General features: G+C 72.9%; 25 protein-coding genes. 5 read left to right on the top strand and 20 right to left on the bottom strand.

Features of this window, described 5'->3' with window-relative positions; all coding sequences use genetic code 11:
* Positions 1-27: 27 nt before the first annotated feature.
* The 7 genes from IM725_RS00220 to IM725_RS00190 all read right to left on the bottom strand — a co-directional run bounded on the left by IM725_RS00220 (position 28) and on the right by IM725_RS00190 (position 7822).
* On the bottom strand, positions 28-1044 hold the full coding sequence (locus IM725_RS00220) for a DctP family TRAP transporter solute-binding subunit (RefSeq protein ID WP_193778541.1): 1017 nt from the start codon (positions 1042-1044) through the stop codon (positions 28-30).
* A gap of 95 nt (positions 1045-1139) precedes the next feature.
* A complete protein-coding gene (locus IM725_RS00215; protein ID WP_287066710.1) occupies positions 1140-2168 on the bottom strand; it encodes a potassium channel family protein in 1029 nt (342 codons plus the stop codon).
* A 79-nt stretch (positions 2169-2247) separates the two neighbouring features.
* Entirely contained in the window at positions 2248-2952 is a 705-nt protein-coding gene (locus tag IM725_RS00210; RefSeq protein WP_193778540.1) for a haloacid dehalogenase type II, read from the bottom strand.
* Between the two features lie 67 nt (positions 2953-3019).
* Positions 3020-5251, bottom strand: coding sequence for a hybrid sensor histidine kinase/response regulator (locus IM725_RS00205; RefSeq protein ID WP_193778539.1), 2232 nt, complete (start codon positions 5249-5251; stop codon positions 3020-3022).
* Between the two features lie 31 nt (positions 5252-5282).
* The gene (locus IM725_RS00200) at positions 5283-6011 is read right to left on the bottom strand and encodes a class I SAM-dependent methyltransferase (protein WP_193778538.1); all 729 of its coding nucleotides are present in this window, start codon (positions 6009-6011) and stop codon (positions 5283-5285) included.
* Positions 6008-7489 (bottom strand): amidase, encoded by a 1482-nt coding sequence (locus tag IM725_RS00195; protein WP_193778537.1) that lies wholly within the window; start codon positions 7487-7489, stop codon positions 6008-6010. Before IM725_RS00195 ends, IM725_RS00200 begins: the two co-directional genes overlap by 4 nt.
* Before the next feature lie 48 nt (positions 7490-7537).
* Positions 7538-7822: a hypothetical protein gene (locus IM725_RS00190; RefSeq protein ID WP_193778536.1), complete on the bottom strand. Its 285-nt coding sequence runs from the start codon at positions 7820-7822 to the stop codon at positions 7538-7540.
* A 117-nt stretch (positions 7823-7939) separates the two neighbouring features.
* Here IM725_RS00190 and IM725_RS00185 point away from each other — a divergent pair, with 117 nt between their 5' ends.
* Positions 7940-8323, top strand: coding sequence for a cupin domain-containing protein (locus IM725_RS00185; RefSeq protein WP_193778535.1), 384 nt, complete (start codon positions 7940-7942; stop codon positions 8321-8323).
* 57 nt (positions 8324-8380) lie between these two features.
* Complete coding sequence (locus IM725_RS00180) at positions 8381-8794, top strand: hypothetical protein (RefSeq protein ID WP_193778534.1); 414 nt, start codon at positions 8381-8383, stop codon at positions 8792-8794.
* A gap of 4 nt (positions 8795-8798) precedes the next feature.
* On the opposite strand, the gene IM725_RS00175 is transcribed toward IM725_RS00180, so the two are convergent.
* The gene (locus IM725_RS00175; protein WP_193778533.1) at positions 8799-10589 is read right to left on the bottom strand and encodes a glutamine--tRNA ligase/YqeY domain fusion protein; all 1791 of its coding nucleotides are present in this window, start codon (positions 10587-10589) and stop codon (positions 8799-8801) included.
* Positions 10590-10780: 191 nt separating this feature from the next.
* Here IM725_RS00175 and IM725_RS00170 point away from each other — a divergent pair, with 191 nt between their 5' ends.
* The gene (locus IM725_RS00170) at positions 10781-11146 is read left to right on the top strand and encodes a hypothetical protein (RefSeq protein ID WP_193778532.1); all 366 of its coding nucleotides are present in this window, start codon (positions 10781-10783) and stop codon (positions 11144-11146) included.
* Positions 11147-11441: 295 nt separating this feature from the next.
* Here the strand turns inward: IM725_RS00170 and IM725_RS00165 are convergent, their stop codons facing one another.
* The 7 genes from IM725_RS00165 to IM725_RS00135 form a co-directional block, all read right to left on the bottom strand.
* On the bottom strand, positions 11442-12248 hold the full coding sequence (locus IM725_RS00165) for a LytR/AlgR family response regulator transcription factor (RefSeq protein ID WP_193778531.1): 807 nt from the start codon (positions 12246-12248) through the stop codon (positions 11442-11444).
* Positions 12245-13288, bottom strand: coding sequence for a sensor histidine kinase (locus IM725_RS00160; RefSeq protein WP_227753462.1), 1044 nt, complete (start codon positions 13286-13288; stop codon positions 12245-12247). Before IM725_RS00160 ends, IM725_RS00165 begins: the two co-directional genes overlap by 4 nt.
* Before the next feature lie 2 nt (positions 13289-13290).
* On the bottom strand, positions 13291-13584 hold the full coding sequence (locus IM725_RS00155) for a 2TM domain-containing protein (RefSeq protein ID WP_193778530.1): 294 nt from the start codon (positions 13582-13584) through the stop codon (positions 13291-13293).
* A gap of 10 nt (positions 13585-13594) precedes the next feature.
* Positions 13595-14641, bottom strand: a complete 1047-nt coding sequence (locus IM725_RS00150; protein WP_193778529.1) for an alpha/beta hydrolase family protein — start codon at positions 14639-14641, stop codon at positions 13595-13597.
* Positions 14642-14646: 5 nt separating this feature from the next.
* Complete coding sequence (locus IM725_RS00145; RefSeq protein ID WP_193778528.1) at positions 14647-15207, bottom strand: DUF6622 family protein; 561 nt, start codon at positions 15205-15207, stop codon at positions 14647-14649.
* 88 nt (positions 15208-15295) lie between these two features.
* Complete coding sequence (locus IM725_RS00140; RefSeq protein WP_193778527.1) at positions 15296-15700, bottom strand: DUF2306 domain-containing protein; 405 nt, start codon at positions 15698-15700, stop codon at positions 15296-15298.
* Positions 15701-15819: 119 nt separating this feature from the next.
* Entirely contained in the window at positions 15820-16089 is a 270-nt protein-coding gene (locus IM725_RS00135) for a hypothetical protein (RefSeq protein ID WP_193778526.1), read from the bottom strand.
* 150 nt (positions 16090-16239) lie between these two features.
* Here IM725_RS00135 and IM725_RS00130 point away from each other — a divergent pair, with 150 nt between their 5' ends.
* Positions 16240-17061: an undecaprenyl-diphosphate phosphatase gene (locus IM725_RS00130; RefSeq protein WP_193778525.1), complete on the top strand. Its 822-nt coding sequence runs from the start codon at positions 16240-16242 to the stop codon at positions 17059-17061.
* Here IM725_RS00130 and IM725_RS00125 read toward each other — a convergent pair.
* The 4 genes from IM725_RS00125 to mutS form a co-directional block, all read right to left on the bottom strand.
* Complete coding sequence (locus IM725_RS00125) at positions 17045-17800, bottom strand: esterase/lipase family protein (RefSeq protein WP_193778524.1); 756 nt, start codon at positions 17798-17800, stop codon at positions 17045-17047. The genes IM725_RS00130 and IM725_RS00125 overlap by 17 nt on opposite strands.
* 106 nt (positions 17801-17906) lie before the next feature.
* Positions 17907-18710, bottom strand: a complete 804-nt coding sequence (locus IM725_RS00120) for an alpha/beta fold hydrolase (protein WP_193778523.1) — start codon at positions 18708-18710, stop codon at positions 17907-17909.
* A 4-nt stretch (positions 18711-18714) separates the two neighbouring features.
* Positions 18715-19539, bottom strand: coding sequence for a proteasome-type protease (locus tag IM725_RS00115; RefSeq protein ID WP_193778522.1), 825 nt, complete (start codon positions 19537-19539; stop codon positions 18715-18717).
* Complete coding sequence (gene mutS / locus IM725_RS00110; protein WP_227753461.1) at positions 19536-22157, bottom strand: DNA mismatch repair protein MutS; 2622 nt, start codon at positions 22155-22157, stop codon at positions 19536-19538. The genes IM725_RS00115 and mutS overlap by 4 nt, the downstream gene beginning before the upstream one ends.
* 151 nt (positions 22158-22308) lie before the next feature.
* Between mutS and IM725_RS00105 the strand changes: the two genes are divergently transcribed.
* Positions 22309-23283: a hypothetical protein gene (locus tag IM725_RS00105; RefSeq protein ID WP_193778521.1), complete on the top strand. Its 975-nt coding sequence runs from the start codon at positions 22309-22311 to the stop codon at positions 23281-23283.
* Here the strand turns inward: IM725_RS00105 and IM725_RS00100 are convergent.
* A complete protein-coding gene (locus tag IM725_RS00100; RefSeq protein ID WP_193778520.1) occupies positions 23280-24365 on the bottom strand; it encodes a mechanosensitive ion channel family protein in 1086 nt (361 codons plus the stop codon). The two genes, IM725_RS00105 and IM725_RS00100, sit on opposite strands and share 4 nt — an antisense overlap.
* Positions 24366-24369: the final 4 nt, after the last annotated feature.

The raw sequence follows: 24369 nt of genomic DNA, 5'->3' as shown, positions 1-24369 counted from the left end.
CCGCCGCCTGGCTGTCGGACAGCGCCGCTACCGGTGACGTTCGCGCATCTCGGCGAGCTGGGCCTGCGTCTGTACCAGCAAGGGCAGGCCGACGCGCGGGCCGATGTGGGCATAGACGCGGTTGAGGCGGTTGGAGATGCGGTTCGCCTCGCTGAAGCTGAGTTCGTTGATTTCCAGCCCGGCGGCCTTGAGGTCCTTGAGGGCCTGCGCGCTGCGCATCCGGGTGTCCGCGCGTTCGAAATCCCGGCTGACGACCGCCGCTTCCATGATGGCCTTCTGGTCGGCGGGCGGCAGGGCGTCCCACCAGCGGGCGCTGGCGATGACGATCCACGCGCTGTACACGTGGCGCGTGAGGGTGAGGTACTTCTGCACCTCGTACAGCCGCGACTGCAGGATGTTGGCGAGCGGGTTCTCCTGCGCGTCGAACTCCTTGTCGCGCAGCGCGTCGTAGAGCTTGTCGAACGCCAGGGGCCGGGCCTGGGTGCCCAGGCGCTCGAAGGTTTCCAGGGCCACCGGGTTCTGCATGACGCGGATGCGCAGGCCCTGGAAGTCCTCCAGGCGCCGCACCGGGCGCACGCTGGTGGTCAGGTTGCGAAAGCCGTTCTCCCAGTACACCAGGCCCACCAGGCCGCGCGGCCGCAGCTTGGCGCGCAGCTGGTCGCCAACCGGGCCGTCCAGCACGGCGTCGGCCTCCGCCGGGTTGCTGAACAGGAAGGGGGCGTCCAGCAGCGAGAACTCCGGGATCCACTCGACCAGGGTGGCGGTGGAGGTGACGCTGAATTCGATCTTGCCCTCCGCGGCGGCCGCCTGCAGCTTGGCGTCGGTGCCGAAGATGGCGTTGCCGATCACCTCGACCATGATCCGGCCGTCGGTGCGGCGCATCACCTCCTCGGCGAACAGCCGCGCGGCGCGGCCCTGGTTGCTGTCGTCGGCGAGGCCGTAGCCGAAGCGGGGCCGCAACACGCCGGCAGCACCGGCAGCGCCGGCAAGGCGGGGGGCGGCCAGCGTGGGCAGGCCGAGCAGGAGTTGGCGGCGGGTGGGCATCGCGCCATTTCAACGGGGGCCGCGCCTCGGCGCCGCGGCCTGCGCGATTCTGTGAACGAGTTACGGCCTGCCCCAGGCCGAAGGTGGCTTGCGCCTCAGGCGGCGTTCAGGGTCTGTTCGAGTTGCCGCCGCCCCTGCGGGTTGGTCATCAGCACCAGGGCCGTGCCGGCATGGAGCAGGTGCTCCTGGGTGGGGTTGAAGACCCACTGGCCGTGCTCGTGGGTGGCCATCAGGATGTAGTCGCGCGAAGGCGGCACCGCTTCGGCCAGCTTGCGCGCCCGGAAGCCCGCCGGCACCACCACCTCCTCGACTCGCAGCTCGTCGTCGGTGCGCAGCATGCGGTCCATGAAGTTCACCACGTGCGGACGGATCATGGCCGAGGCGATGCGCATGCCGCCGGTGAAGTCGGGCGACACCACCTCGTCGGCTCCGGCGCGGCGCGCCTTGTCGGTGTTGCGGATGTCATGCACACGCACCACCACCCGCGCCCGCGGGTTCAGCAGCTTCACCGAGAGCGCGATCATGAGGTTGTGGCTGTCGTCCCCGGTGACGGAGAAGACGCCGGCCGCATGGGCCAGGCCGGCCGCCCGCAGGGCTTCGTCGCTGGCCGCGTCGGCCTGCAGGTGCAGCCCCTCGGGGTGCCGGTCCAGCCAGCGCCCCAGGTTCTCGGCATCGGGTTCCACCACCACCACGTCACGCCGCGTGCGCACCAGCTCCTCGGCGACGTTGGTGCCCACGCGGCCGATGCCGCAGACGATGTAGTGGCCGCGCAGGTCGGCGATCTGGCGTTGCATATGGCGTTTCCTGAAGGCGGCGTTGAAGTCGGATTCCAGCAGCAGGGCCACGAAAGTGGAGAAGATGTAGCTCGTGGTGCCTATGCCGATCACCGAGATGCCCACCGTGAACAGCCGCCCCAGCGGGTGGTGGGTGAGGTCCACGATCTCGCCGTAGCCGATGGTGGCCACGGTGATGAAGGTCATGTAGAAGCTGTCGATCCAGCCCGCCTGGGGCCGGCCGAGGTGGTGGTAGCCCAGCGTGCCCACCACGTGCACGCCCACGAGGATCAGGGTCCCGGTCGCGAGGCCCCGTAGATGCCGGCTGCGGAGGATTTTCTTCAGGGGCACGCTGCTGCGCCTAGAGTCTTAAAAAATTGTAACCAACTCCGGGCGCACCGCCATGGGGGTGGCGGTCGCAGGGCGGGCATCAGGCCCCCAGCAGGTCGGCCAGCTGCAGCAGGTCCCGCGCGTGCAGGTCGTTCGCCGGCTCGGGCGAGACATCCTTGGGGTGCCCGGCGCCGAACTCCAGCGGCCGCTCGATGTAGGCGGTGCGCAGGCCGCAGGCGCGGGCCCCGGCCAGGTCGTCGTGGTGCGCAGCGACCAGCATCACCTGCTCCGGGGGCAGGTCGAACACCGCGGCCGCGCCCAGGTAGGTGGCCGGGTCCGGCTTGTAGGCCCGGAACACCTCGGCCGAGAGCACGCAGTCCCAGGGCAGCCCGGCCCGCTTGGCCATGTTGGTGAGCAGGCCGATGTTGCCGTTGGAGAGCGTCGCCAGGGTGAATCGCTTCTTCAGCCGCGTGAGGCCGGCCACGCTGTCCGGCCAGGGATCCAGCCGGTGCCAGACCCGGTTGAGCTCGCGCCGCGAGGCCTCGTCCAGCCCGCCCAGGCCGAAGCGCGGCAGGATGTCGTCCAGGATCAGCCGGTGCAGCTCGTCGATGCGGGTCCAGCCCAGTTCGCCGGCCATCACACGGGCCATGGCCGGGCGGTAGCCCTCGCGCCAGGCCAGCGCGAACGCGTCGCCGTCCACCTCGGGATGCAGGCGCGCCATCTCGGCCGCGATGCTGCCGTGCCAGTCCACGACGGTGCCAAAGATGTCGAAAAGCAGGAGCTGGACGGAGGGAGGGTTCGCCATGCGGCCAGTGTAAGCAGTCCTGCCGGGCCACGCTGCCGCAGCCCGTACGCGGCCGCACGGTCCCCGTTCAGCTGCCCTTGGCGGCCCCGGCCAGCCGCTGCAGCAGGGCGAGCAGCTCGGGCGGGGCGACCGGCTTGGTGAGGTGGGCGTCGAAGCCGTACTGGCGCGACAGCGCCCTGTCGGCTTCCTGGCCGTAGCCCGTCAGGGCCACCAGGCGGCCCCGGTAGCCCGCGGCGCGCAGGCGCGTCGCCAGCTCGTAGCCGCTCATGCCCGGCAGGCCGATGTCCAGCACGGCGATGTCGATGCGGCTCCGTCCCAGCGCCGCCAGCGCCTGCGCCGGGTCGTAGGCCACCTGGACCTGCAGCCCGTGCAGGTCCAGGAAGCTGGCGCAGGTGTCGGCCGCGTCCTCGTTGTCGTCCACCACCAGCACCCCCAGGCCCTGCGGCGCGGCGGCGGCCACCGGCGGGGGGCTCGCGGCCGGCGCGGGTGGCTCGCACAGGGGCAGGCGCAGCGTGAAGCAGCTGCCCTGGCCGCTGCCGGCACTGCTCGCCATGACCTCGCCGCCCTGCATCTCGACCAGGCTGCGCACGATGGGCAGGCCCAGGCCCAGGCCGCCGCGCGCGCGGTCCGCGCTCTGCGGCGCCTGGTAGAAGAGGCCGAAAACGCGTTCCAGGTCGGCCTGGGCGATGCCTTCGCCATCGTCTTCGACCTGGGCCTGGAACCACGCCCCATCCACCTGCGCGCGCACCCGGATGCAGCCGCCGGCGCGCGTGAACTTCACGGCGTTCACCAGCAGGTTGTTGAAGACCTGGACCAGCCGCACCTCGTCCCCGGACACCCAGGCCCCGGCGGCCGCCGCGTCCATCGCCAGCACCAGCTCGCGCCCGGGCACCGAGGGCCGAAGCGCCTCCACCACCTGGGCGATGAGCGTGCCGATGGCGACCGGGTCATGGCGGATCGCCAGGCGCCCGCTGGTGATGCGCGAAATGTCCAGCAGGTCGTCCACCAGCCGCGTCACGTGCACCAGCTGCCGCTCGATGATGCGGCGCTCGGGCGCCGTGCTGTCGTCGCCCTTGAGCGCCATCACCTGCACGGCGGTGGCGATGGGCGCGAGCGGGTTGCGCAGCTCGTGGCCCAGCATGGCCAGGAACTCGTCCTTGCTGCGGCTCGCGGCCTCGGCCATGCGCAGGGCGTCCTGCAGCTTCTGGGTCAGGCTCTCGCGCTCCGTGGCCGATCGGTCGCGGTCCACGGCCGCGTCCAGCAGGGCCTGCGCCACGCGGCGCAGCTCCGCGATGTCCATCCGGTCCACGGCCACCGGCTCGCCGCGGCCCAGCGCGGTGGCGGCCTGCGCCAGCGACTCGATTGGCTCGACCACGCGGCGGGCCAGCAGCCAGGAGAGCATGCCCGACAGGGCCAGCGAGGCGACCAGGCCCACCACCACGGCCAGGGTGAGGCCGTGCAGGCCGCGCTCGGCATCGGTGACCGAGCTGCCCACGGCTACCACCCAGCCCGAGCCGGGCAGGCGCGAGTAGCCGGTGAAGCTCTCCACGCCTTCCAGGGTGCGCGTCAACCCCACGCCCTGCGGCACGCCGCGCGCGAGCAGGGCCTGCAGCGAGGCGCTGGGGGAGGACGCCGGTGAACGGCGCGAGCGCGCGACGCGCCGGCCCGCCCGGTCCAGCACCGTGGCGACCGAGCCCGCCGGAATCTGCTGGCGGGTCAGCACGCGCCGCACCAGGTCGGTGGGCAGGACCGCCGACAGCACGTACACCACCTGGCCGCTGCGCAGCACCGGCACGCGCACCACGAAGGCGTCCTGCCCCTCCAGCGGCGAGGGCACGACGCGCGACACCGCCGGGGCCCGGGTGTCCAGCACGCGCTGGGCGCTCTCGGGGTCCAGGTTGGGCGGCGCGGCGGTGCCGAAGGGGTCGGCGCTGCGCATGAGGATGCGCCCCTGGCCGTCGGCCAGGATCAGCTGACGCCAGCCCAGCTGCGCGCTGGTGCGCCGCGCCAGCTGGTAGAAGCTGCGCAAGTCGGCCTGTTCCAGCTCGTCGGACATGGCCAGCGTGTCCAGCACGGCCTGCACGGAATGCAGCTCCGAATCGACCGCCGTGCCCAGGGCGCGGGACAGGTCCAGCACGCTGCGGAAGGCCGCGGCGCGCTGCTCCTCGATGATGTGGTTGACGCCCCAGCCGAGCAGCAGGGCCAGCGGCAGCATGCCGCCGGCGGCCAGCAGCAGCAGGCGCAGTCGCAGCGGACGGGCCGGGACGGGAGGCGGGGTTTCCGGCGGACTGCGGCCCATGACAAGCGCATCGTAGCCGCCCGGCGCGCGCTCAGGGCTTCACGAAGCGCAGGATGAACTCATCCTTGGGGAATGCGGGCTCGGCGGCGTCGCGCGGATCGGCGGGGTTGGCGTAGAAGTCGCCCCGCGCCGCGAGCTGGAAGCCGGCCGCCTCGATCTCGTGCCGCAGGAAGGACTCCTCGATGCGGTGCAGGGTGGCGGCTTCCGAGATGCCGGTGCCGGGCCGCCCCGAGTGGTCGGCGACCACGAAGCTGCCGCCGGGCTTGAGGGCGCGGAACACGGCCTGGTTCAGCCGCGCGCGGTCCACGCCCATGTGGCCCAGGTCGTGGTAGTTGAACATCAGTGTCACCAGGTCGAGCTGGCCCTCGGCCACGCTGGGCGGCACCGGGTTGTCGAAGCCGGCCTGGTAGGGCTGGATCCAGGGACGCAGGCGCGCCCGCTCGAGCAGCGGCGGCGAGGGCCGCGGGCTCTGCGCGTAGACCCGGCCGCCGGGCCCCACGGCGCGCGCCAGCAGCTCGCTCGTGTAGCCGCGGGCGGCGCTGATGTCCAGCACCTGCATGCCCGGGCGCACGCCGGTGAAGGCCAGCATCAGCGCCGGCTTGCGCCGCGCGTCCGTCGCGCGGTCGGCGTCGCTGCGGTCGGGCGCGGCCACCACGCTGTCCCAGGCCATGGGCGCCGGTGGCGCGCCGGCGCAGGCAGCCAGCAGGAGGCCGGGCGCGCACAGCAGCGCAAGCAGGGGACGGCGGGAAATCGTGTTCATGGATGCTCCTGGGGCGTGGGCTGGGCGAGGGCGGCGGGCGGCACCCGGGCGATGAAGGCGGCGCGCTCGGCTTCGTAGGCCGCGGCCACGCGCAGCAGGAAGGCGTCGGCGCCGTGCGGCCCGACCAGCTGCAGGCCCATGGGCCAGCCGCGCTCCGGGTGAAAACCGGCCGGCACGCTGATGGCCGGCACGCCGGCGAGCGTGGCGTAGATCGTGACCTCCATCCACCGGTGGTAGGTGTCCATGGCCACGCCGCCGACTTCCTTCGGCCAGCGCTGTGCCACGGGGAAGGGCCAGGCCTGCGCGCTGGGCAGGGCCAGCACGTCGAAGCGTTCGAACAGGGCGCGCAGGCGGTGGTAGAAGCGGGTGCGCTTCTGGCTGGCGCGCATGAACTCGGCGAAGTCCAGGCCCAGCGAGCCCTCGTACTCCCACAGCGCCTCGGGCTTGATGCGCTCGCGTCCGCCCGGCAGGGCCAGCAGGGGCGCGATGCGCGCGCCCACCAGGGCCCGGCGCCAGGCCAGCCAGCAGTCCCACAGCCGGGCCGGCTCCATGCCCAGGGCCGCGGGCTCCACCACGGCGCCCGCGCGCTCCATGTGGCGCAGCGCCTCGTCACAGGCGTCCATCACCCCGGCTTCCATGGGCAGGTGGCCGTCCAGGTCGCCCAGCACGCCGATGCGCAGGCCGCGCAGGGCCGCGGCCGGGTCGCCGCCCGTGGCCAGCGGTTCCAGGGGAGCGTCCAGCGAGAGCGGGGCGCGCGGGTCGTGGCCGGCCTGCGTGGCGAGCATGCGGGCCAGGTCGGTGACGTTGCGGGCCATGGGGCCCTCGGTGGCCAGCTGGTCGACCCAGACGTCGGCCACGCCCGGCCCCATCGGCACCCGGCCCTGCGTGGGCCGCATGCCGAAGACGTGGTTCCAGCCGGCCGGGTTGCGCAGCGAGCCCATGAAGTCGGAGCCGTCGGCCAGGGGCAGCAGGCGCAGGGCCAGCGCGACGGCCGCGCCGCCGCTGCTGCCGCCCGCGCTCACCGCCGGGTCCCAGGCGTTGCGGGTGACGCCGAACACCTCGTTGAAGCTGTGCGAGCCCAGGCCGAATTCGGGCACGTTGGTCTTGCCGATGACGATGGCGCCGGCCGCGCGCAGGCGGGCCGTGCCTATGCCGTCCTGGGTGGCGACGGACCGGGCCAGCAAGGGGCTGCCCCGCGTCGTGGGAAAGCCCGCCGCGTCGGCGGTGTCCTTGATGGCCATGGGGATGCCGTGCAGCCAGCCGCGGCTGCGGCCCTGGGCCAGTTCCGCATCGGCGGCGGCGGCCTGCGCCAGCAGCCCGGCCTCGGGCGCCAGGTTGACGATGGCGTTGTGGCGGGGGTTGAACTGCGCGATGCGCGCCAGGGTGGCCTGCATCAGCGCCACGCAGCGCAGCGAACCGTCGTGGATGCGCGCCGAGAGCGTGTGCGCGGGCAGGGAGGTGGGGTCGTCCGCAAGCATGCGCGCATTAGAGCACCGGCGGCGGCCGCGGGTGCAGCGGGTTTGCCTTCAGCGCAGCGAGAGCAGCAGGTCCCGCGTGCGTTCGTCGCAGGGGCCGGGGCCGGCCTGGCACTCGGCGGCGAACGCCTGCTCGTCCACGATCACGTCGCGGCGGAAGGGCCGGTGCACGCACAGGTGCCCGTCGGGCTCGGCCACCACCTCGTAGTCGGGAAAGCTGGCGTGGATCTCGCGCACCAGCAGGTCCTCCAGGGCCGTGGAGGAGGGCGTGCACGCGCAGGCGAGCAGCGCGAGGAGCGCGGCGCAGGATCGGGTGGCGAGCGCGGGGGCATGCATGGCTGGGCTGGAGCATGCCGCGCCGGCGTCCGGCCCGCAAGTGCTTTGCGTCCTGCGCCGACAGGCGGCACCCCGGCCCCGGGCTAGAGTGGGAGCACCTCAGTTCCTGGAGCGACCATGGCCCTGCCGCATGCCCAACCCATGGATGTGATCAGCGTGAAACCCCTGGGCGAACAGCTGCAGGGCGCCGTCAGCACCAGCCTGATCAAGACCGGCCGCCTGCAGCTGCTGCACCTGGTGCTGCCGGCGCACAAGGACATGCCCGAGCACCACGTGGACGAGGAGTGCACCCTGCATTGCCTGGAGGGCCTGGCCGAGGTGGTCACGCCCGGCGGGGTGCGCGCGCTCTCGGCCGGTTGCGTGCTGGTGCTGCCGGCGCGGCAGCGCCACTCGGTGCGGGCCCGCACGGACTGCGCGCTGCTGGTCACGCTGCTCCTGCAGCACGGTGATGCGGCGCATGGGGGCGGCGCCGGCCACCGGGACGTCCCCGCCCCGGGCTGACACAGTTGCTTGCACCTCGCGCGGGCCGGGCCCGGCCCGCGCCCCTAGGATGGCGGCGTGAAGCTCATCCTTGCCCGCCCCTGGCTGCTTGCGGCCCTCCTTGCGTCCCTGGGCCTGGGCTGCGCCGCGCCGGCCGCGGCCCAGGCGGTCTACAAATGCGGCCGGGCCCGCTATTCGCAGGCGCCCTGCGCGCCGCGCACGGTGGATACCCGGCAGGCCCCGGTGACTGCGGCCGGCGGGCACGACCAGGCGATCGGCCTGCGCCGCCTGCCGGGCGAAGACGCGCAGGCCTTCGCGCTGCGCCGCCGGCGGGGGCGGCTTGCGCCGGCCGACCGCGACGAGTGCGCCCGCCTCGACGCGCGCATCGCCGCCGAGGCCTCGCTGGACAACGCCCGCTATGCGGCCCAGCGCGCGCAGACGCAGGAGACCCTGCGCGAAAGCCGCAGCCGGGCGGCCCGGCTGGGCTGCTGAAGCCTCACTTCGCCCAGCTGTCCTTCATGCCGGTGGCGCGGTTGAACACCGGCCGGCCCGGCGCGTGCAGCTGGCGGTCGGCCACGAAGTAGCCGTGCCGCTCGAACTGGAAGCGGGTGTCCGGCGCGGCCTGCGCCAGCGAGGGCTCCACATAGGCCGTCGCCACCTGCAGGTTGGCCGGGTTCAGCTTGTCCAGGAAGTCCCGCTCGCCGGTGCCGGGCTGCGGCACCGAAAACAGGCGGTCGTAGAGCCGCACCTCGGCCGGCACCCCGTCGGCCGCGCCCACCCAGGTGATGTTGCCCTTCACCTTGACCGCGTCGGCGCCGGGCGTCCCGCTCTTGGTGTCCGGCACCAGCGTGGCATGCACCTCCAGCAGCCGGCCCTCGGCGTCGCGCACGGCGCCCGTGCACTCGACCACATGGCCGTACTTCAGGCGCACGCGGTTGCCCGGGAAGAGCCGGTTGTAGCCCTTGGGCGGCACGTCCTCGTAGTCGCTGCGCTCGATCCACAGCACGCGGCCGAAGCTGAAGCTGCGGCGCCCGCGGGCCTCGTCGTGCGGGTGCACCGGCGCCGAGCAGGTGTCCAGGACGTCGTCGCCGCCCATCAGCGCGCCCCAGTTGGTGATGACCAGCTTGACCGGGTCCAGCACGGCCATGGCGCGCGCGGCCTTGGGGTCCAGGTCGTCGCGCAGGGCCTGCTCCAGCACGCTGAAGTCCACCCAGCCGTTGGCCTTGGACACGCCGATGCGCTCGGCGAAGAGTTGCATGGCCTCGGGCGTGTAGCCGCGCCGGCGCAGGCCCACGATGGTGGGCATGCGCGGATCGTCCCAGCCGTCCACGTGCTTCTCGTCCACCAGCTGCTTCAGCTTGCGCTTGCTGGTGACCACGTAGGTGAGGTTCAGCCGCGCGAACTCGTACTGCCGCGGGTGGGGCTTGTTGATCAACCCGCCCTCGGCCAGGCGGTCCAGCAGCCAGTCGTAGAAGGGCCGCTGGTCCTCGAACTCCAGGGTGCAGATGCTGTGGGTGATGTTCTCCAGCGCGTCCTCGATGGGGTGCGCGAAGGTGTACATCGGGTAGATGCACCAGCGGTCGCCGGTGTTGTGGTGCTCGGCGTGCTTGATGCGGTAGAGGGCCGGGTCCCGCAGGTTGATGTTGGGGCTGGCCATGTCGATCTTGGCCCGCAGCACGGCCGCGCCGTCGGCCAGCCTGCCGTCGCGCATGTCGCGCAGGCGGCGCAGGTTCTCGTCGATGCTGCGGCTGCGGAAGGGGCTGTCCTTGCCCGGGCGGCCGAAGTCGCCGCGGTTGGCGCGCATTTCTTCCGCGCTCTGCTCATCCACGTAGGCGAGGCCGGCCTCGACCAGGTACTCGGCCGCCCGGTACATGAAGTCGAAGTAGTCGCTGGCCTGGTAGAGGTGCGAGGTGCCGTTCGTGTCCCAGGAGAAACCCAGCCACTTCACGGCATCCAGGATGCCGTCGACGTACTCCTGCTCTTCCTTCTCGGGGTTGGTGTCGTCGAAGCGCATGTGGCAGACACCGTTGTAATCACGCGCCAGACCGAAGTTCAGGCAGATGCTCTTGGCATGGCCGATGTGTAAGTAACCGTTCGGCTCGGGCGGGAAGCGGGTGCGGATGCGGGCGGGGTCCAGCGGGCCCTGCGCATGGGCCTGGGCGTCGGCGGGCTGGCCGGCCCAGTGGCGCTGCGCATAGGTGCCCTGCTCCAGGTCGCGCTCGATGATCTGGCGCAGGAAATTGCTGGGCTTGGCGGCGCTGTCCTTGGGGTCGGCGGGTTGGGTCATGACCTGGCGATTTTAGGTGCGCCGCAGCACGACGGCCGCGGGCTGCGCACAAGTTCACGCCGGCGCGGCCGGGCGGCAGCGCCATTTACATTGTGCAAAACACTTCACGGGCGCTCCGGTCGTCGTCGTGCACCATCCGTCGTTGAATGGATACGGACGGGGCGCGATGCGCCCCGCATACAGGAGATGTCATGAAGATTCCCCGCTCCGCTGCCGCCCGGCTGGCCACGGTCGCGCTGGCACTGGCCGCACTGGGCGCCGCCTCGGCCGCCCAGGCCCATAGCAACGTCTACTTCTCGATTGGCGCCAACATCGCCCCGGGCGTGGTCCTGGGCGCCTCGAACTATGCGGCGCCGGTCTATGCCGCGCCCGTGTACGCCGCCCCGGTGTATGCCGCGCCGGTGTACGCGCCGACCGTGGTGGCCGCCCCGCCCGTGTACGTGCAGCCGGCCCCCGTCTATTACGGCGCGCCCGTGGTGGTCGCGCCGCGCGTGTACCGGACCCGGTACCCGCACCACGGCTGGGGCCACGGGCACGGCTACGGCCCCCGGTACTGAGCCCGGCCGCACGCTACCGCACTGAAGTTCTCCAAGCTGCCCCGGGGTGCGCCCCGGGGCTTTTTTTTGCCTGCACGGCCGGCATGCGGCAAAACGGGAGCCCCAAAAAAGAACCCCCAGGCGCTAACCTGGGGGCAACATGCCAGTCGCGGGACGGAGGGCCGGACCAGCTCACCCCGGAGGAGGAGGGGACTCAGAGGAGTCGGGGTGATTGCCTTCTAGTAGACACGGCGTCCGCGCGACGCGCTGTAGGACGTGGGCGACAGCCGGTGCCGGACGTGCGCCAGTTCGGCGCTCACATCGCCCGGAACAGGTGGGCGTACAGGCGGCTCACGCCGAAGGGCTCGGACCGCCCGCGCAGCCGCAGCTGCAGCCGCCCTGCGGCGTCGCGCTGGGCGGATTCGATCGCGTCGGCGCGCACCACGGTGCCGCGGTGCACCTGCCAGAACTGCGCGGCATCGAGCTGGGGCAGCAACTCGCGCAGGGGCGTCCGCAGCAGGTACTCATGGCCGGGCGTGAGCACGCGCACGTACTTGTCCGCCGCCTCCAGGCAGACCACCTGGTCCAGGGGGACCATGCGGATCTGCGTGCCCACGCCGACCTGCAGCACCCGCAATGGCGCCTGGGCCGGCGCGCCCGGCAGCGCCGGCTGCGGCTTGGGGTCCAGCAGCGCGCGCAGCTGGCCCAGCACCGCGTCCATGCCCTGCGCCGGGCTGCGCTGGGCCAGCCGCTGCTGCACCCGCGCCACCGTGCGCGCCAGCCGATGGGACTGCACGGGCTTGAGCAGGTAGTCGACCGCCTGCGCCTCGAAGGCCTGCAGCGCGTACTGGTCGTAGGCGGTGACGAAGACGAGGGCGGGGAAGGGCCGGTCCGCGGGCCAGGCCTCGGCGATGTCGGCCGCGGCCTCCAGCCCGCCCAGGCCTGGCATGCGGATGTCGAAGAAGAGGACTTCCGGCTGCAGCGCGAGCGCCTGCGCCACCGCGGCCTGCCCGTCGCCGACCTCGGCCACCACCTCCAGCTGCGGCCAGGCCGCCGCCAGCTCGGCCCGCAGCGCCTGTGCGAGCAGGGCCTCGTCCTCGGCGATGAGTGCGCGGGCGTTCATGGGGCGAGCGGGATGCGGATCTCGGTGAGCGCGCCGCCGCCGGGCCGGGCGCTGAAGTCGTAGCGCGCCGCGCCGCCGTACAGCGCCTGCAGGCGTTCGCGCACCTGCGCCGTGCCGAAGCCCGGTGCGGCCTCGCCGGGACCCACCCCGTCGTCGGCGACCGCCAGCACCAGCATGCCGTCCTCGGCGCGTGCGCTGACCTCGATGCGGCCGCCGCCGACCTGGGGCTCCACGCCGTGCCGGATGCTGTTCTCGACCACCGGCTGCAGCAGCAGCGCCGGCACCGGCACCGCCGCCAGTTCGGACGGCAGCGTCAGCGAGGTGGCCAGGCGCGGCCCCATGCGCACGGCGATGAGCGCGAGGTAGTCGGCCGTGCGCGCGAATTCGGCCTCCAGCGCGTGCGTGGCACTGCGCGAGCCGTCCAGCGTGGACCGCAGGAAGGCGATCATGTGGTCCAGCATGGCCTGGGCGCGGGGCGCGTCCACGGCGATCAGCGCGCGCAGGTTGGCCAGGGTGTTGAAGAGCATGTGCGGCTCGAGCTGCGACTCGAGCAGCTTGAGGCGCGCCTCGTCGGCCAGGCGCCTGGCCTCGCCCATCTTGCGTTCCAGGTAGGCGCTGCGGTTCGCGCTATAGAAATAATAGCTGCCGGCGATGCCGCCCAGCACGGTGATGAGCACGGAGGAGCGCAGGTCGGCGTCGGGGTCCACGGGCGCGCCGGCGGGCAGCAGCTGCCAGAGCTCGCACAGCCGGTTGCCGATGCCGTTGCCCAGGCCCCAGCCGCCCACGATGCCTGCGCCCACCAGGCCCAGGCCCCAGACGCCGCGCGGCCAGCCGGTCTCGGCCGCGGAAGGGAAGAACGAGCGCCCCAGGTCGATGATGGCCCAGATCGACATGCCGATCAGCACCGAGTACACCAGCGTGCGGCCGTAGGCGCGGTCGGGCTGGAACGCCTGTTGCAGGGTGGCGATGGCCAGGCAGAAGGCCAGGGTCTGCAGGCCGTGCCGCAGCCGGGCGATCCAGTCCACCGGTGCCAGGGCCATGCTCAGGGCCGCTCCTGCTCGCGCCGCAGGCGTTCCCGCTCCCGCGCCACCAGGTCCTCGCGCCATCGCGCGCCCTGGCGCAGCACGAAGACCGACACGCCGTGCAGCGCCAGGCCCAGGCCCCAGCCCAGCGCCGGGCCCAGCTGCCACGGCGCCTGCCGCCACCCCAGCGCATGCGCGGCGAAGAGCGCGCCGTTCACGAGCAGGTAGACCGCGGCATGCAGGAACCAGCCCATCTGGGCCGAGGCGCGCCGCTGGGCGAGCGTCTCCAGGTCCTGCGGGCTCATGCGTGGCATGCAGATCATTCTAGGGTCGGGTGAGGTGGCGGTCGAAGAAGCCGGCGATGGCTTCGTCGATGCCGTGCATCGCCCCACGGTCGAAGCCGAGCGGGTCGCCCAGCAGGTCCAGCGCAATATCGCCCAGCCGGTCGGCGGGCGGCGGCGGCGAGAGCAGCGCGCCATGCCCGCCGGCGATGTCGGCCAGCCATTCGCAGCGCGGCAGGCAGGCGGCGAGCACGGGCGTGCTGTGGAAGCGCGGCACCAGCCAGCGGTCGTCCCGTGCGGTGACCAAGGCCAGCGGCACGCGCGGCCGCGCCAGGCTGGCCATGTCGAAGTCGGCGGCGGCGGGCACGCCCGCCACCACGGCGGCCACGCGCGGGTCCTCGTGGCCCAGCCAGGCCTCGTCGCGGAACTTCAGGCGCAGCACCTGGCGCACCACCCACTCGCGCAAGCCGTCCCAGGCGTCGTGGTGCAGCCGGGTGGCCAGGCCCACGCAGAAGGCGAAGTCGGCCTCGAGGTTCGCCTCGCAGTGGCGCCGGAAGGCCCCCGGCGACCAGCGCCCTCCCGCGAACACCAGCGCGGTGTGGCCACCGGCCGACATGCCGTACAGGCCCACGTGCCGCGCGTCGAGCGCGGCGAAGCGCGGGTCCGCCAGCACCGCATCGATCGCCCGCGACACCTCGCCCGGGCGCTGGCGCCAGCTCTGCGGGCCGGGCGTGGAGGGGTCCAGGGCGTTGTCACCGCGGTGGCGCGGCATGGCCACCACGTAGCCGTGCTGCACCAGCACGCGCGCCAGGTCGGCGTGCACCCAGGGGTTGCCGCCGGAGCCGTGCGAGATCGCCACGAGGCGGCCGTTGCCGGGTGAGGGCGGCGCGTCCGGCGCGAGTTGCAGGCTGAAGGGGCCGCGCTGCACCGTCGCTTCCGGGCCTGCGGAGGGATAGAACACCGTGACCGGGCCGTCGCCCTCGCGGCCGGGCAGTTCGGCCAGGCCCATCGCCGCCTGGGCGCTGGCGACGCACAGCGCCAGCCCCAGCGCCGCGGCGGCGCGCCCTGCCAGGGAATGAAGCCTGCGCATGCCGGTCACCACGGGTCGCGCTGGAGCAGGCCGGTCGCGGGCGCGGTGAGCCGCCACAGGCGTGCACTGCGGCCGGCGAACAGGCCCGAGAACAGGCCGTAGAGCGCGGCCACGCCCATCAGGTAGTCCGTGTCCAGGGCCAGGGCCGGCCGCATCGCAAGCTCGACGCCGACCACGTACTTGACCAGGAAGATGGCGGCGATGAGCAGCAGCGGCCATACGCTGCCGGGCAGCCGGAAGCGCCCGCCCGCGGCGTCGTAGCGAGCTCCGGCGGGGGCGCCCAGGGCCAGCATCGCGCCCAGGGCCAGCAGGGCGCAGCCCGCCCACAGGGCGAAGGCCGACGCGAAATCCGGCGAGTGGCCGAAGCTGCCGGCCAGTCCCCAGAGCGAGAACAGGCCCATGGCGACGGGCACGAAGGCCATGCGCCGCGCCGTCACCTCGCGGGTGCGCAACTGGGACAGCCCCAGCGCCGCGAGGCCGGCGGCCAGGAACCAGACCCAGGGCGGGGTGGCCTGGAGCACGGGCCCCAGCATGCGGGGTTGCTGGACAAGCATCTGGATCAGCATGGAAATCTCCTGCAGGGGATGAAGACGGACGAAGGCGGAGGGGGTGGCAGCGGCCACCGCGGTCGCGGGGTGCTTGCAGGCGCCGGCCTCAGGCGAGCGCGCCCCACACCCAGCGGCCGAGCAGGCGCGAGGGCAGCAGCGTGAACAGCCCGGCGCCCACGCAGGCGGCGAGGTACAGGCGCTGCATGGTGGCGCGGTGGGCGGCGACGCGGCCCTGGGCCAGGGCGCGGAAGGCCGCCACCAGGCTGAGCAGGGTGACGGGAACGAGCAGGTGGATGGGCGTGTAGCCGCCCAGGTTGGCCAGCCCGAAGTCGCGGATGAAGACGGCCGACAGGGCCGTGGCCAGCATCAGCGTGACCCAGGCGTAGCCGAACGCCCGGTGCAGGCGGGGCCGCGCGTGGCCGCCACGGCGGGCCCAGAGCGCGACGGGGCCGGTCAGCAGTGCGCCCAGCGCGGCGCTGAGGTGGATGGCGATGACGGGGGTGAGCTGCATGGGCGGTCTCCAGTCCGGATGCGATGGACTGTGCCGCCCGCCTCAGGGCGGTGCCAGCCCCGGGCGACGGAATGCAGCGCGCGCGCCGCCAGCGGCGGGCCAGCGGCGCGAAATGCAGCTCAGATCGGCCGCACCTTCAGCAGGTTGGCGCTGCCCGGGCTCTGGGGGGCCGGGCCGGGTTCCACGCCCAGCAGCACGCAGGCCTGCACCAGGGCAAGCCGCTCGGGTTCGCCCGGGGGCAGGCCCTGTACGGCCGTGCGCAGCAGGCGCTCGAGCACGGGCCGCGCCTGCGCCGGCACCAGCAGGTCGCCATCGATCTGTTCCATGGCGCGCGGCGGATCGCCCGGGACGCGCTGGATCTTGAGCAGGGGGATGCGGGACGGGCGCATGGCAACTCCTTGTTGGACCCCCACAGGATGCGGTCCTGGCCCGTTCGGGCCTGTAGTCGGGTGCCACCGTGCGGCGAAGGATTCGCAGGCCCTACGCCCGTCGCATCGACGGCGATAATGCCCAGTCATTTTTCTCGAAGGAGCGTGCGTTTGGACCTCGTGCTGCTGGGCAAGGCTGCGATCATGGGCATCGTGGAGGGGCTCACCGAATTCCTCCCCGTCTCTTCCACGGGCCACCTCATCCTCACGGGCGCGCTGCTCGGCTTCGACGACGACCGCGCCAAGGTCTTCGACATCGCGATCCAGACCGGGGCCATCCTGGCCGTGGTCATCGTCTACTGGCAGCGCATCGCCGCCACGCTGGCGGGCCTGGGCTCGCAGCGGCAGGCCCAGCGCTTCACGCTCAACGTGCTGCTGGGCTTCCTGCCGGCCGCCGTGATCGGCCTGGCGGCCTACAAGTTCATCAAGGCGCACCTGTTCAACCCGCCGGTGGTGGCAGGCGCCTTCATCCTGGGTGCCTTCGTCATCCTGTGGGTCGAGCGGCGCGAGCACCGGCCGCGCATCCTCTCGGTGGACGACATGACGCCCTGGGACGCGATCAAGGTCGGCTTCGTGCAGTGCCTGGGCATGATCCCGGGCACCAGCCGCAGCGGCGCCACCATCATCGGGGGCATGCTGCTGGGCCTGTCGCGCAAGGCGGCCACCGAGTTCAGCTTCTTCCTGGCCATCCCGACGCTGGTGGGCGCGGGCGTCTACAGCCTCTACAAGGAACGCGCCCTGCTGTCCGTGGCGGACCTGCCGCTGTTCGCGGTGGGCTTCGTGATGTCCTTCGTCGCCGCCTGGCTGTGCGTGCGCTGGCTGCTGCGCTACGTGTCCAGCAACAGCTTCGTGCCCTTCGCCTGGTACCGCATCCTGTTCGGCGCGGTGGTCCTGCTCACCGCCTGGACCGGCTGGGTCAACTGGGCGGCCTGAGCCCCTGCAAGGCCGCGCGCGGCCGCCAGTGGCCTTCCGGCTGGGCCAGCCGCTCGGCCACGATGCGCAGCACCTCCGGGTGGCTGACCATGCCCAGGTGGCTGGCCGAGACCTCGATGCTTTCGCTGGCCGGCGTGGCCTTCTCCAGGCAGGCGCGCCAGCTCACGATGCCGTCGCTGCGGCTGTAGATGGAACTGCTGGGCACGGGCGGCGGCTGCCGCAGGCGGGCCTGCATGTCGGCCGGCACGCGGGCGCGCTCGCGGTTGAGCAGGCGGTACACCGTGCCGGCGTGGTTGCCTTGCACCACCGCCGCGAAGGGGCAGGCCAGCGTGATCACCTGCCGCACCGAGCGCGGCTCGCGGCGGGCGATCTCCCGCGCGTAGATGCCGCCCAGGCTCCAGCCGACCAGGCTGACCTTGCGGCCGGTGTCCTCATGCAGGGCCCGCACCCGCGCCGCCCAGGGGGCCAGCCAGGCATCGAAGTCCCCTTCGGGCCCGGTGTTGACGCCGCCCTCCCAGTCGTGGGCCTGGAAGCCGCTGTGGCGCAGGAACTGCCGCAAGGTCGCCGTGGCCAGCGGCCCGCCGGCGAGGCCCGGGTAGACCACGACCGGGTGGCCGTCGCCGATGGCGCTGGGGCGTGGCGCGACGCGCGCGGCCACATGGTCGAGCAGGGCCCGCAGGGGTTCCGCGGCCAGCAGGCCCAGCGAGGGCGCCCGGAAGGCGCGTGAAGTGGATGGCATGGGCTCACTGTCGGGGGCCGCAGGCGCCCGCGCTGTAGGACGGCGACGCCGATGCTGCACCGCCGCAATCGCCGCCCGCCGCCCCGGGGTGGGGCGGCGCCGCGCCTCAGGCGCCCATGCCGCGCAGCGCCGCCTCGATGGCGGCCGCCGTCGCGATCGGTTTTTCCATGGGGAAGAGGTGGCTGCCGTCCAGCATGGCCATGCGGCCGTGCGTGAACTGCTGCGTCATCGCCAGGCCCACGCGCCGCAGCTCTTCCGACTGCAGGCCGCCGATGAACGCGGCCGGGCAGCGCGGCGGGTGGCGGCGGAAATAGGCCGGCATGTCGTCCGGCAGTGTGTTGTAGATCTGGGTTTCCACGTCGCGGTCGAAGGACAGCACGCGCTCGCCTTCCTCCTCGTGCGTGCCGTGCGCCACGTAGTCCCGCAGCACCTGCGGGTCCCAGTGGGCGAAGGCGCGCTTGGACTGGAAGTGGGCCAGCGCGTCCTCGACCGAGGGCCAGCGGTTCTTGCGCTTGCGGCTGACGCGGCCCGGCGTGACGGCCCCCACCAGCGGCGTCTTCTTGACGGCGCCCAGCGCGGTGGCCTTCCAGCCGCCCAGCAGCGGCGAATCGATGAGCACCACCCCGCGCGCCAGGCGCGGGTGGGCGGCGGCGGTGAGCATGCTCAGGAAGCCGCCCAGCGAGTGGCCCACGAACCAGGCCTTCTCGCCGGCGCGCTCCACCTCGCGGGCGGCGAAGTCGTGCAGCTGGCGCACCAGCTGGGGCCAGTTGTCGGTGACCGGGTAGGCCGGGTCGTGGCCGAATTTCTCGACCGCCTTCACCGTGAAGCCGCGCGCGCGCAGGCTGCGGAACAGCACGGCGTAGGTGGAGGCGGGGAAGCTGTTGGCGTGGGAGAAGACGACGAGGGACATCCGCTCAGATCAGGCGCTCGTCGGGCCGCGTGATCTTGCGCAGCGGGATGGCGCGGCTGTCCGGCACGCGCAGCGGCACCTCGGTGTGCCTGTCGTCCCAGACCGGGTCCTCCAGGCCATCGAAGACCTCGCGCAGCTTCTGCCCCCAGGTGCTGTGCAGCATGCGGTAGTAGGGGTTCTGCGCGTCGATGCAGACGATCTTGTCGCTCTTGAAGCTGTTGGCCTCGTAGACCACCAGGTCCAGCGGCGGGCCGACCGAGAGGTTGGACTTCATGGTCGAGTCCATGGACACCAGGGCGCACTTGGCGGCCTCGTCCAGCGGTGTGTCGGGGGTGAGCACGCGGTCCAGCACCGGCTTGCCGTACTTGTACTCGCCGACCTGGAAGTAGGGCGTCTCGGCGGTGGCCTCGATGAAGTTGCCGGCCGAATAGACCTGGAACAGGCGCATGCCCTCGCCGCGGATCTGGCCGCCGAAGACCAGGTGCACGTTGAACTCCACGCCGGCCTGCCGCAGCGACTCGGCATCGCGCTGGTAGACGCGCCGCACGGCCGCGCCCAGCACCCGGGCGGCGTCGAACATGCTCTTGGCGTTCCAGATGGTGATGGCCTCGCCATCGCCTTCCTTGAGGTGCTCGGTCTGCAGGATCTCGCGCACCGACTGGGCGATGCTGAGGTTGCCCGCCGAGAGCAGGACCATGAAGCGGTCGTTGGGCCGCTCGTACACGATCATCTTGCGGAAGGTGCTGATGTTGTCCACGCCCGCGTTGGTGCGGGAGTCGGACAGGAACACCAGCCCGGCGTTGAGCTTGATGCCCACGCAATACGTCATGGCGTGTCTCCGGTGTGAGCCAGTTTCTTGAGAGCGTACAACGCATCCAGCGCCTCGCGCGGGCTGAGTGCGTCCGGGTCCAGCCCGGCCACCGCGGCCTCGACGGCGCTGGGCGCGGGGGCCTGGGCCTGCGGCGGCGGCGCGAACAGGTCGATCTGCTCGCGCGCCTGCGTCTGCTGGGTTTCCAGCGCCGCCAGCGCGTGCCGCGCGTGGTTCACCACGCCGGCCGGCATGCCCGCCAGCCGCGCCACCTGGATGCCGTAGCTGCGGCTGGCCGGCCCCGGCTGGATCTCGTGCAGGAACACGATGTCGGCCCCCGACTCGGCCGCGCTGACGTGCACGTTCACCGCCGCGTGGTGGCTGGCGGGGAACTCGGTCAGCTCGAAGTAGTGGGTGGCGAACAAGGTGAAGGACTGCGTCCTGTCGTGCAGGTGGGCGGCGATGCCCGAAGCCAGCGCGAGGCCGTCGAAGGTGGAGGTGCCGCGGCCGATCTCGTCCATCAGCACCAGCGAATTCGGTGTCGCGGCATGCAGGATCTGTGCCGCTTCCGTCATCTCCAGCATGAAGGTGGACTGCGCGTTGGCCAGGTCGTCGGCGGCGCCGATGCGGGTGTGGATCGCGTCCAGCGGGCCCAGGCGGCAGGCGCGTGCCGGCACCCAGGAACCCATGGAGGCCAGCAGGCAGATGATGGCCACCTGCCGCATGTAGGTCGACTTGCCGCCCATGTTGGGGCCGGTGATCACCTGCATGCGCTGCCGGGGGCCCAGGCGCGTGTCGTTGGCGATGAAGGGCGGGCCCTGCGTTTCGGCCAGGCGCGCCTCCACCACCGGGTGGCGGCCGGCCTCGATCTCGATGCCCGGCTCGCGCATGAACTGCGGCCTGCACCAGCCCAGCGTGAGCGAGCGCTCGGCCAGGGCGCACAGCGCGTCCAGGGCCGCCATGGCGCGGGCCAGCCGGGTGAGCTGCGGCACGTGGGCCTGCAGCCGGTCCAGCAGCTGCTCGTACAGCCACTTCTCGCGCGCCAGCGCGCGGTCCTGCGCGGACAGGGCCTTGTCCTCGAAGGCCTTGAGCTCGGGCGTGATGAAGCGCTCGGCGTTCTTCAGGGTCTGGCGGCGCCGGTAGTCGGCCGGCACCTTGTCCAGCTGCCCCTGCGTCACCTCGATGTAGAAGCCGTGCACCTTGTTGAACTGCACCTTGAGGTTGGCGATGCCGCTGCGCGCGCGCTCGCGCCCTTCCAGGTCCAGCAGGAAACCGTCGCAGTTGTCCTGGATGGCGCGCAGCTCGTCGAGCTCGGCGTCGTGGCCGGGCGCGATGACGCCGCCGTCGCGCACCAGCACCGCGGGTTCCGCCATGAGGGTCGCGGAGAGGTCGCTGCCGCAGTCCACCGGCGGCACCAGGTCCCCGGCGAGCCGGCCCATCAGGCCGTCTTGGCCCTGCAGCTGGGCGGCCAGCGCGCCCGCGTGCTCCAGCGACTGGCACAGGCCGACCAGCTCGCGCGGGCGCACCTGGCGCAGCGCGATGCGCGCGGTGATGCGCTCCACGTCGCTGCAGCCCTTGAGCATGCCGCGCAGGCCCTGCCAGGGGCCCTCGCGCAGGCGCGCGATGGCGTCCAGCCGCAGCTCGGCCTCGCTGCGTTCGCGGCGCGGCGCCAGCAGCCAGTCCTTGAGCATGCGGCTGCCCATGCCGGTCATGCAGGTGTCCAGCAGCGAGAACAGGGTGGGCGCGTCTTCGCCGCGCAGGGTCTGCACCAGCTCCAGGTTGCGCCGCGTGGTGGTGGGCAGGTCGATCAGCTCGTCGTCGCGCTGCACGGCCAGGCTGCGCACGTGCGAGAGCGCGCGGCCCTGGGTGTGCTCGGCGTAGGCGAGCAGGGCGGCGGCCGCGGCGTGGGCGTGCTCCAGCGCATCGGCGCGCCAGGCCTCCAGCGTGGCGGCATTGAGCTGTTCCAGCAGCTTGCGCAGGCCCAGGCCGGCGTCGAACTGCCATTCGGGCCGCTGCGTGAGCGGGCAGGCCGTGCCGCCGCGACGCAGGGCCTGCAGCCGCTGGGCGAAGCTGGGGGTGACGTCGACCGCGTGCAGCAGTTCGCTGGGCGCGATGCGCGCCACCCAGGATTCGAGCTCGTCGGCGCCGCACTCGGCGAGTTGCAGCGCGCCCTGCGTGACGCTCAGCCAGGCCAGGCCCAGGCGATGCCGCGAGCCCTGGTGCACCGCCAGCAGGATGGCCTCGGACTTGTCGTTCAGCAGCTCGCTGTCGGTCAGCGTGCCGGGCGTGACCACCCGCACCACCTTGCGCTCCACCGGGCCCTTGGAGGCCCCCACGTCGCCCACCTGCTCGCAGATGGCGACCGATTCGCCATGGCGGATCAGGCGCGCCAGGTAGCCCTCCATCGAATGGAAGGGTACGCCGGCCATCACCACCGGTTCGCCGGCCGACTGGCCGCGCTTGGTCAGCGTGATGTCGAGCAGGCGCGCGGCCTTCTCGGCGTCGGCATAGAACAACTCGTAGAAGTCGCCCATGCGGTAGAAGACCAGGGTGTCGGGGTGCTGCGCCTTGATGGCCAGGTACTGGGCCATCATCGGGGTGTGCCTGCCCAGGTCGGCAAGGTCGGGAGGGGAACTCATGCTGGCCCGATTATCGCGGCTGGCCCGGGGCCGGGCCGGGCACCGCCGCTGCGACCTGCTGGCTCGCCACGGTTCTCTTGCCCATCGCCCGTCCGGCCGATGTGGCCCGGCGGGGGCCGTCCTAGAGTCCCCGGTTTTGCCGGAGACCGCCATGACGTCCACCGCCCTGCAGGCCGTTCCGATCCCGTCGCGCCGCGGCGGGCGCTCCCGTCACGGGCCGGGCCTGGGGGCCGCGGTGGCCTTGGCGCTGGCCTGCACGGGCTGCGCGGCGCCGCTGGTGGTGCAGCGGGTGGCGCCGGGCGAGCCGCCTCCGCCGGGCCTGGCCTACCCGCTGGCCTACACCCGCTTCGAGATCACCGTCACCCGCACGCTGCAGGCCTGCGACGCGCAGGGCGCGACGGTCGAGGTCCGGGTCGAGGCCGGGGCCGGCCACGCCGCGCCCGACCCGGCGCATCACTACGTCCTGCGCCCCGGCCCCGGCCAGGCGTTCTGGGTGACGGCCGCCAAGGCCGGCTATGCCCCCACGGGCGCGCTCAAGTCCTTCAACGCCAGCCTGGACGACCGCAGCGCGCAGGCGGCGTCGGCCGCGGCGGTGGTGCTGCGCCGCTTCGACTGGCTGGGGATGCTCGCCGGCGCGGCCCGGCCGCCCGATTGCACCGCCTTGCGCACGGCGGCGGCGCGCCAGGTCGAGCGCTTCCAATGGCCGGCCGACGGCGACAGCGTCAGCAGCCTGCGGCCCGCGCCGATGCCCATGGCCTGGCCCGCGGCCGTGCACCAGCCCGCGCTGCACCTGCGCCTGGTCGATGAAGAGGGCCAGGCCCTGGCGCCGGCCGCAGGGGCCGTGGCGCCCGCCGCCCTGCCGGGCTTGCCCTACCGCCTGCCGCGCCCGGCCCGGCTGCAGGTCTGCGAGTCCGACTGCAGCCTCGCCGCGCCGCTTCTGGACCTGGCCGTGACCGTGGTGCAGGGCGGCCCGCTGTACCTGCTGCCCTGCGAAGGCCACAGCCTGGGCCGCAGCCAGTGCATGCTGGAGATGAACGCCGCCGGCGCCACCACGGCGGCCGGCTTCGGCCAGGCGCGCTCGCCGGCCGAAGCCGGCGCGGGCCTGGCGAAGGACCTGCTGCGCTAGGCGGCGCCGCCGCCCAGCGCGCGGTCCGGCTCCGGCCCGGTGATGCGGCTGCGCGGCAGGCAGTCGGGATACTCGCGCGCGACGAAGCCCAGCAGGCCCTCGCGCACCTTGCAGCCCAGGTCGAAGGCCTGGCCGGAGCTGGGCGCCGAGACCAGGATGCGCACCTTCATGACCCGCTCGGTGGTGTCCACCACCTGCACCACGGCCACCCGCTTGTCCCATTCGGGCGCACCCTGCACGATGCGTTGCAGTTCGGCCCGCAGCGGGTCCATGGGGGTGGCGAAATCCAGGTGCAGCCACACGGTCTGCAGCAACTGGGAGCTGGCGCGCGTCCAGTTCTGGAAGGGGTTCTCGATGAACCAGTTGAGCGGCACGATCATGCGCCGCTCGTCCCACAGCCGCAGCACCACGTAGGTGCCGGTGATCTCCTCCACGTGCCCGTACTCGCCGTTGACGATGAGCACGTCGTCGATGCGCAGCGGCTGCGCCAGGGCCAGCTGCAGCCCGGCGATCAGGTTGGCGAACACCGGCCGCGCCGCCAGGCCGCCCACGATGCCCAGCACCCCGGCCGAGGCCAGCAGGCTGGCGCCCACGTGGCGGGCGCCGGGAAAGGTCATGAGCGCGATGGCCGTGCCGGCGATCAGGATCAGCACCATCGCCGTGCGCGAGAGGATGCGTGCCTGCGTCTGGATGCGCCGGGCCTGCAGGTTGTCCTCGGCATTCACCGGGTGGCGGGCCTCGATGCCCTGGGCCACGCCGCGCACCGCGGCCATGGCCAGCCAGGTCCAGGCGGCGATCAGCAGCACGCCATTGGCATGGCGCACCGGCGCGATGTGGGCCAGGGTATCGGGCACGGCCTGCCACAGCGCTTGCAGGCCGGCCAGCGGCAGCACGGAGCCGGCCGGCTCCTCGACCGCCAGCACCACGGCGTGCAGCATCTGGGTGCGCTTGTGGTCGGTGGCCCGGCGCAGCACGCCGAAGACCATGCGGTGCACGATGAGCGCGGCGATCACCACGCCCAGGGCCGTGGCTGCGGCCGCCGACCAGGGGTGGTCCTGCAGGACGTCGACCAGCACGTCCATGTGC

It is taken from the genome of Ramlibacter aquaticus, assembly GCF_015159745.1.
Taxonomy (GTDB): domain Bacteria; phylum Pseudomonadota; class Gammaproteobacteria; order Burkholderiales; family Burkholderiaceae_C; genus Ramlibacter; species Ramlibacter aquaticus.
This window is presented reverse-complemented; position numbering and strand designations above follow the sequence as displayed.

Excerpts from the sequence above, each read along its gene's own strand:
- IM725_RS00220 (WP_193778541.1), bottom strand. The coding sequence starts at position 1,044 with ATGCCCACCCGCCGCCAACTCCTGCTCGGCCTGCCCACGCTGGCCGCC.
- IM725_RS00210 (WP_193778540.1), bottom strand. The coding sequence starts at position 2,952 with ATGGCGAACCCTCCCTCCGTCCAGCTCCTGCTTTTCGACATCTTTGGC.
- IM725_RS00205 (WP_193778539.1), bottom strand. The coding sequence starts at position 5,251 with ATGGGCCGCAGTCCGCCGGAAACCCCGCCTCCCGTCCCGGCCCGTCCG.
- IM725_RS00200 (WP_193778538.1), bottom strand. The coding sequence starts at position 6,011 with ATGAACACGATTTCCCGCCGTCCCCTGCTTGCGCTGCTGTGCGCGCCC.
- IM725_RS00195 (WP_193778537.1), bottom strand. The coding sequence starts at position 7,489 with ATGCTTGCGGACGACCCCACCTCCCTGCCCGCGCACACGCTCTCGGCG.
- IM725_RS00190 (WP_193778536.1), bottom strand. The coding sequence starts at position 7,822 with ATGCATGCCCCCGCGCTCGCCACCCGATCCTGCGCCGCGCTCCTCGCG.
- IM725_RS00185 (WP_193778535.1), top strand. The coding sequence starts at position 7,940 with ATGGCCCTGCCGCATGCCCAACCCATGGATGTGATCAGCGTGAAACCC.
- IM725_RS00175 (WP_193778533.1), bottom strand. The coding sequence starts at position 10,589 with ATGACCCAACCCGCCGACCCCAAGGACAGCGCCGCCAAGCCCAGCAAT.
- IM725_RS00170 (WP_193778532.1), top strand. The coding sequence starts at position 10,781 with ATGAAGATTCCCCGCTCCGCTGCCGCCCGGCTGGCCACGGTCGCGCTG.
- IM725_RS00165 (WP_193778531.1), bottom strand. The coding sequence starts at position 12,248 with ATGAACGCCCGCGCACTCATCGCCGAGGACGAGGCCCTGCTCGCACAG.
- IM725_RS00160 (WP_227753462.1), bottom strand. The coding sequence starts at position 13,288 with ATGGCCCTGGCACCGGTGGACTGGATCGCCCGGCTGCGGCACGGCCTG.
- IM725_RS00155 (WP_193778530.1), bottom strand. The coding sequence starts at position 13,584 with ATGCCACGCATGAGCCCGCAGGACCTGGAGACGCTCGCCCAGCGGCGC.
- IM725_RS00150 (WP_193778529.1), bottom strand. The coding sequence starts at position 14,641 with ATGCGCAGGCTTCATTCCCTGGCAGGGCGCGCCGCCGCGGCGCTGGGG.
- IM725_RS00145 (WP_193778528.1), bottom strand. The coding sequence starts at position 15,207 with ATGCTGATCCAGATGCTTGTCCAGCAACCCCGCATGCTGGGGCCCGTG.
- IM725_RS00140 (WP_193778527.1), bottom strand. The coding sequence starts at position 15,700 with ATGCAGCTCACCCCCGTCATCGCCATCCACCTCAGCGCCGCGCTGGGC.
- IM725_RS00135 (WP_193778526.1), bottom strand. The coding sequence starts at position 16,089 with ATGCGCCCGTCCCGCATCCCCCTGCTCAAGATCCAGCGCGTCCCGGGC.
- IM725_RS00125 (WP_193778524.1), bottom strand. The coding sequence starts at position 17,800 with ATGCCATCCACTTCACGCGCCTTCCGGGCGCCCTCGCTGGGCCTGCTG.
- IM725_RS00120 (WP_193778523.1), bottom strand. The coding sequence starts at position 18,710 with ATGTCCCTCGTCGTCTTCTCCCACGCCAACAGCTTCCCCGCCTCCACC.
- IM725_RS00115 (WP_193778522.1), bottom strand. The coding sequence starts at position 19,539 with ATGACGTATTGCGTGGGCATCAAGCTCAACGCCGGGCTGGTGTTCCTG.
- mutS (WP_227753461.1), bottom strand. The coding sequence starts at position 22,157 with ATGAGTTCCCCTCCCGACCTTGCCGACCTGGGCAGGCACACCCCGATG.
- IM725_RS00105 (WP_193778521.1), top strand. The coding sequence starts at position 22,309 with ATGACGTCCACCGCCCTGCAGGCCGTTCCGATCCCGTCGCGCCGCGGC.
- IM725_RS00100 (WP_193778520.1), bottom strand. The coding sequence starts at position 24,365 with ATGGACGTGCTGGTCGACGTCCTGCAGGACCACCCCTGGTCGGCGGCC.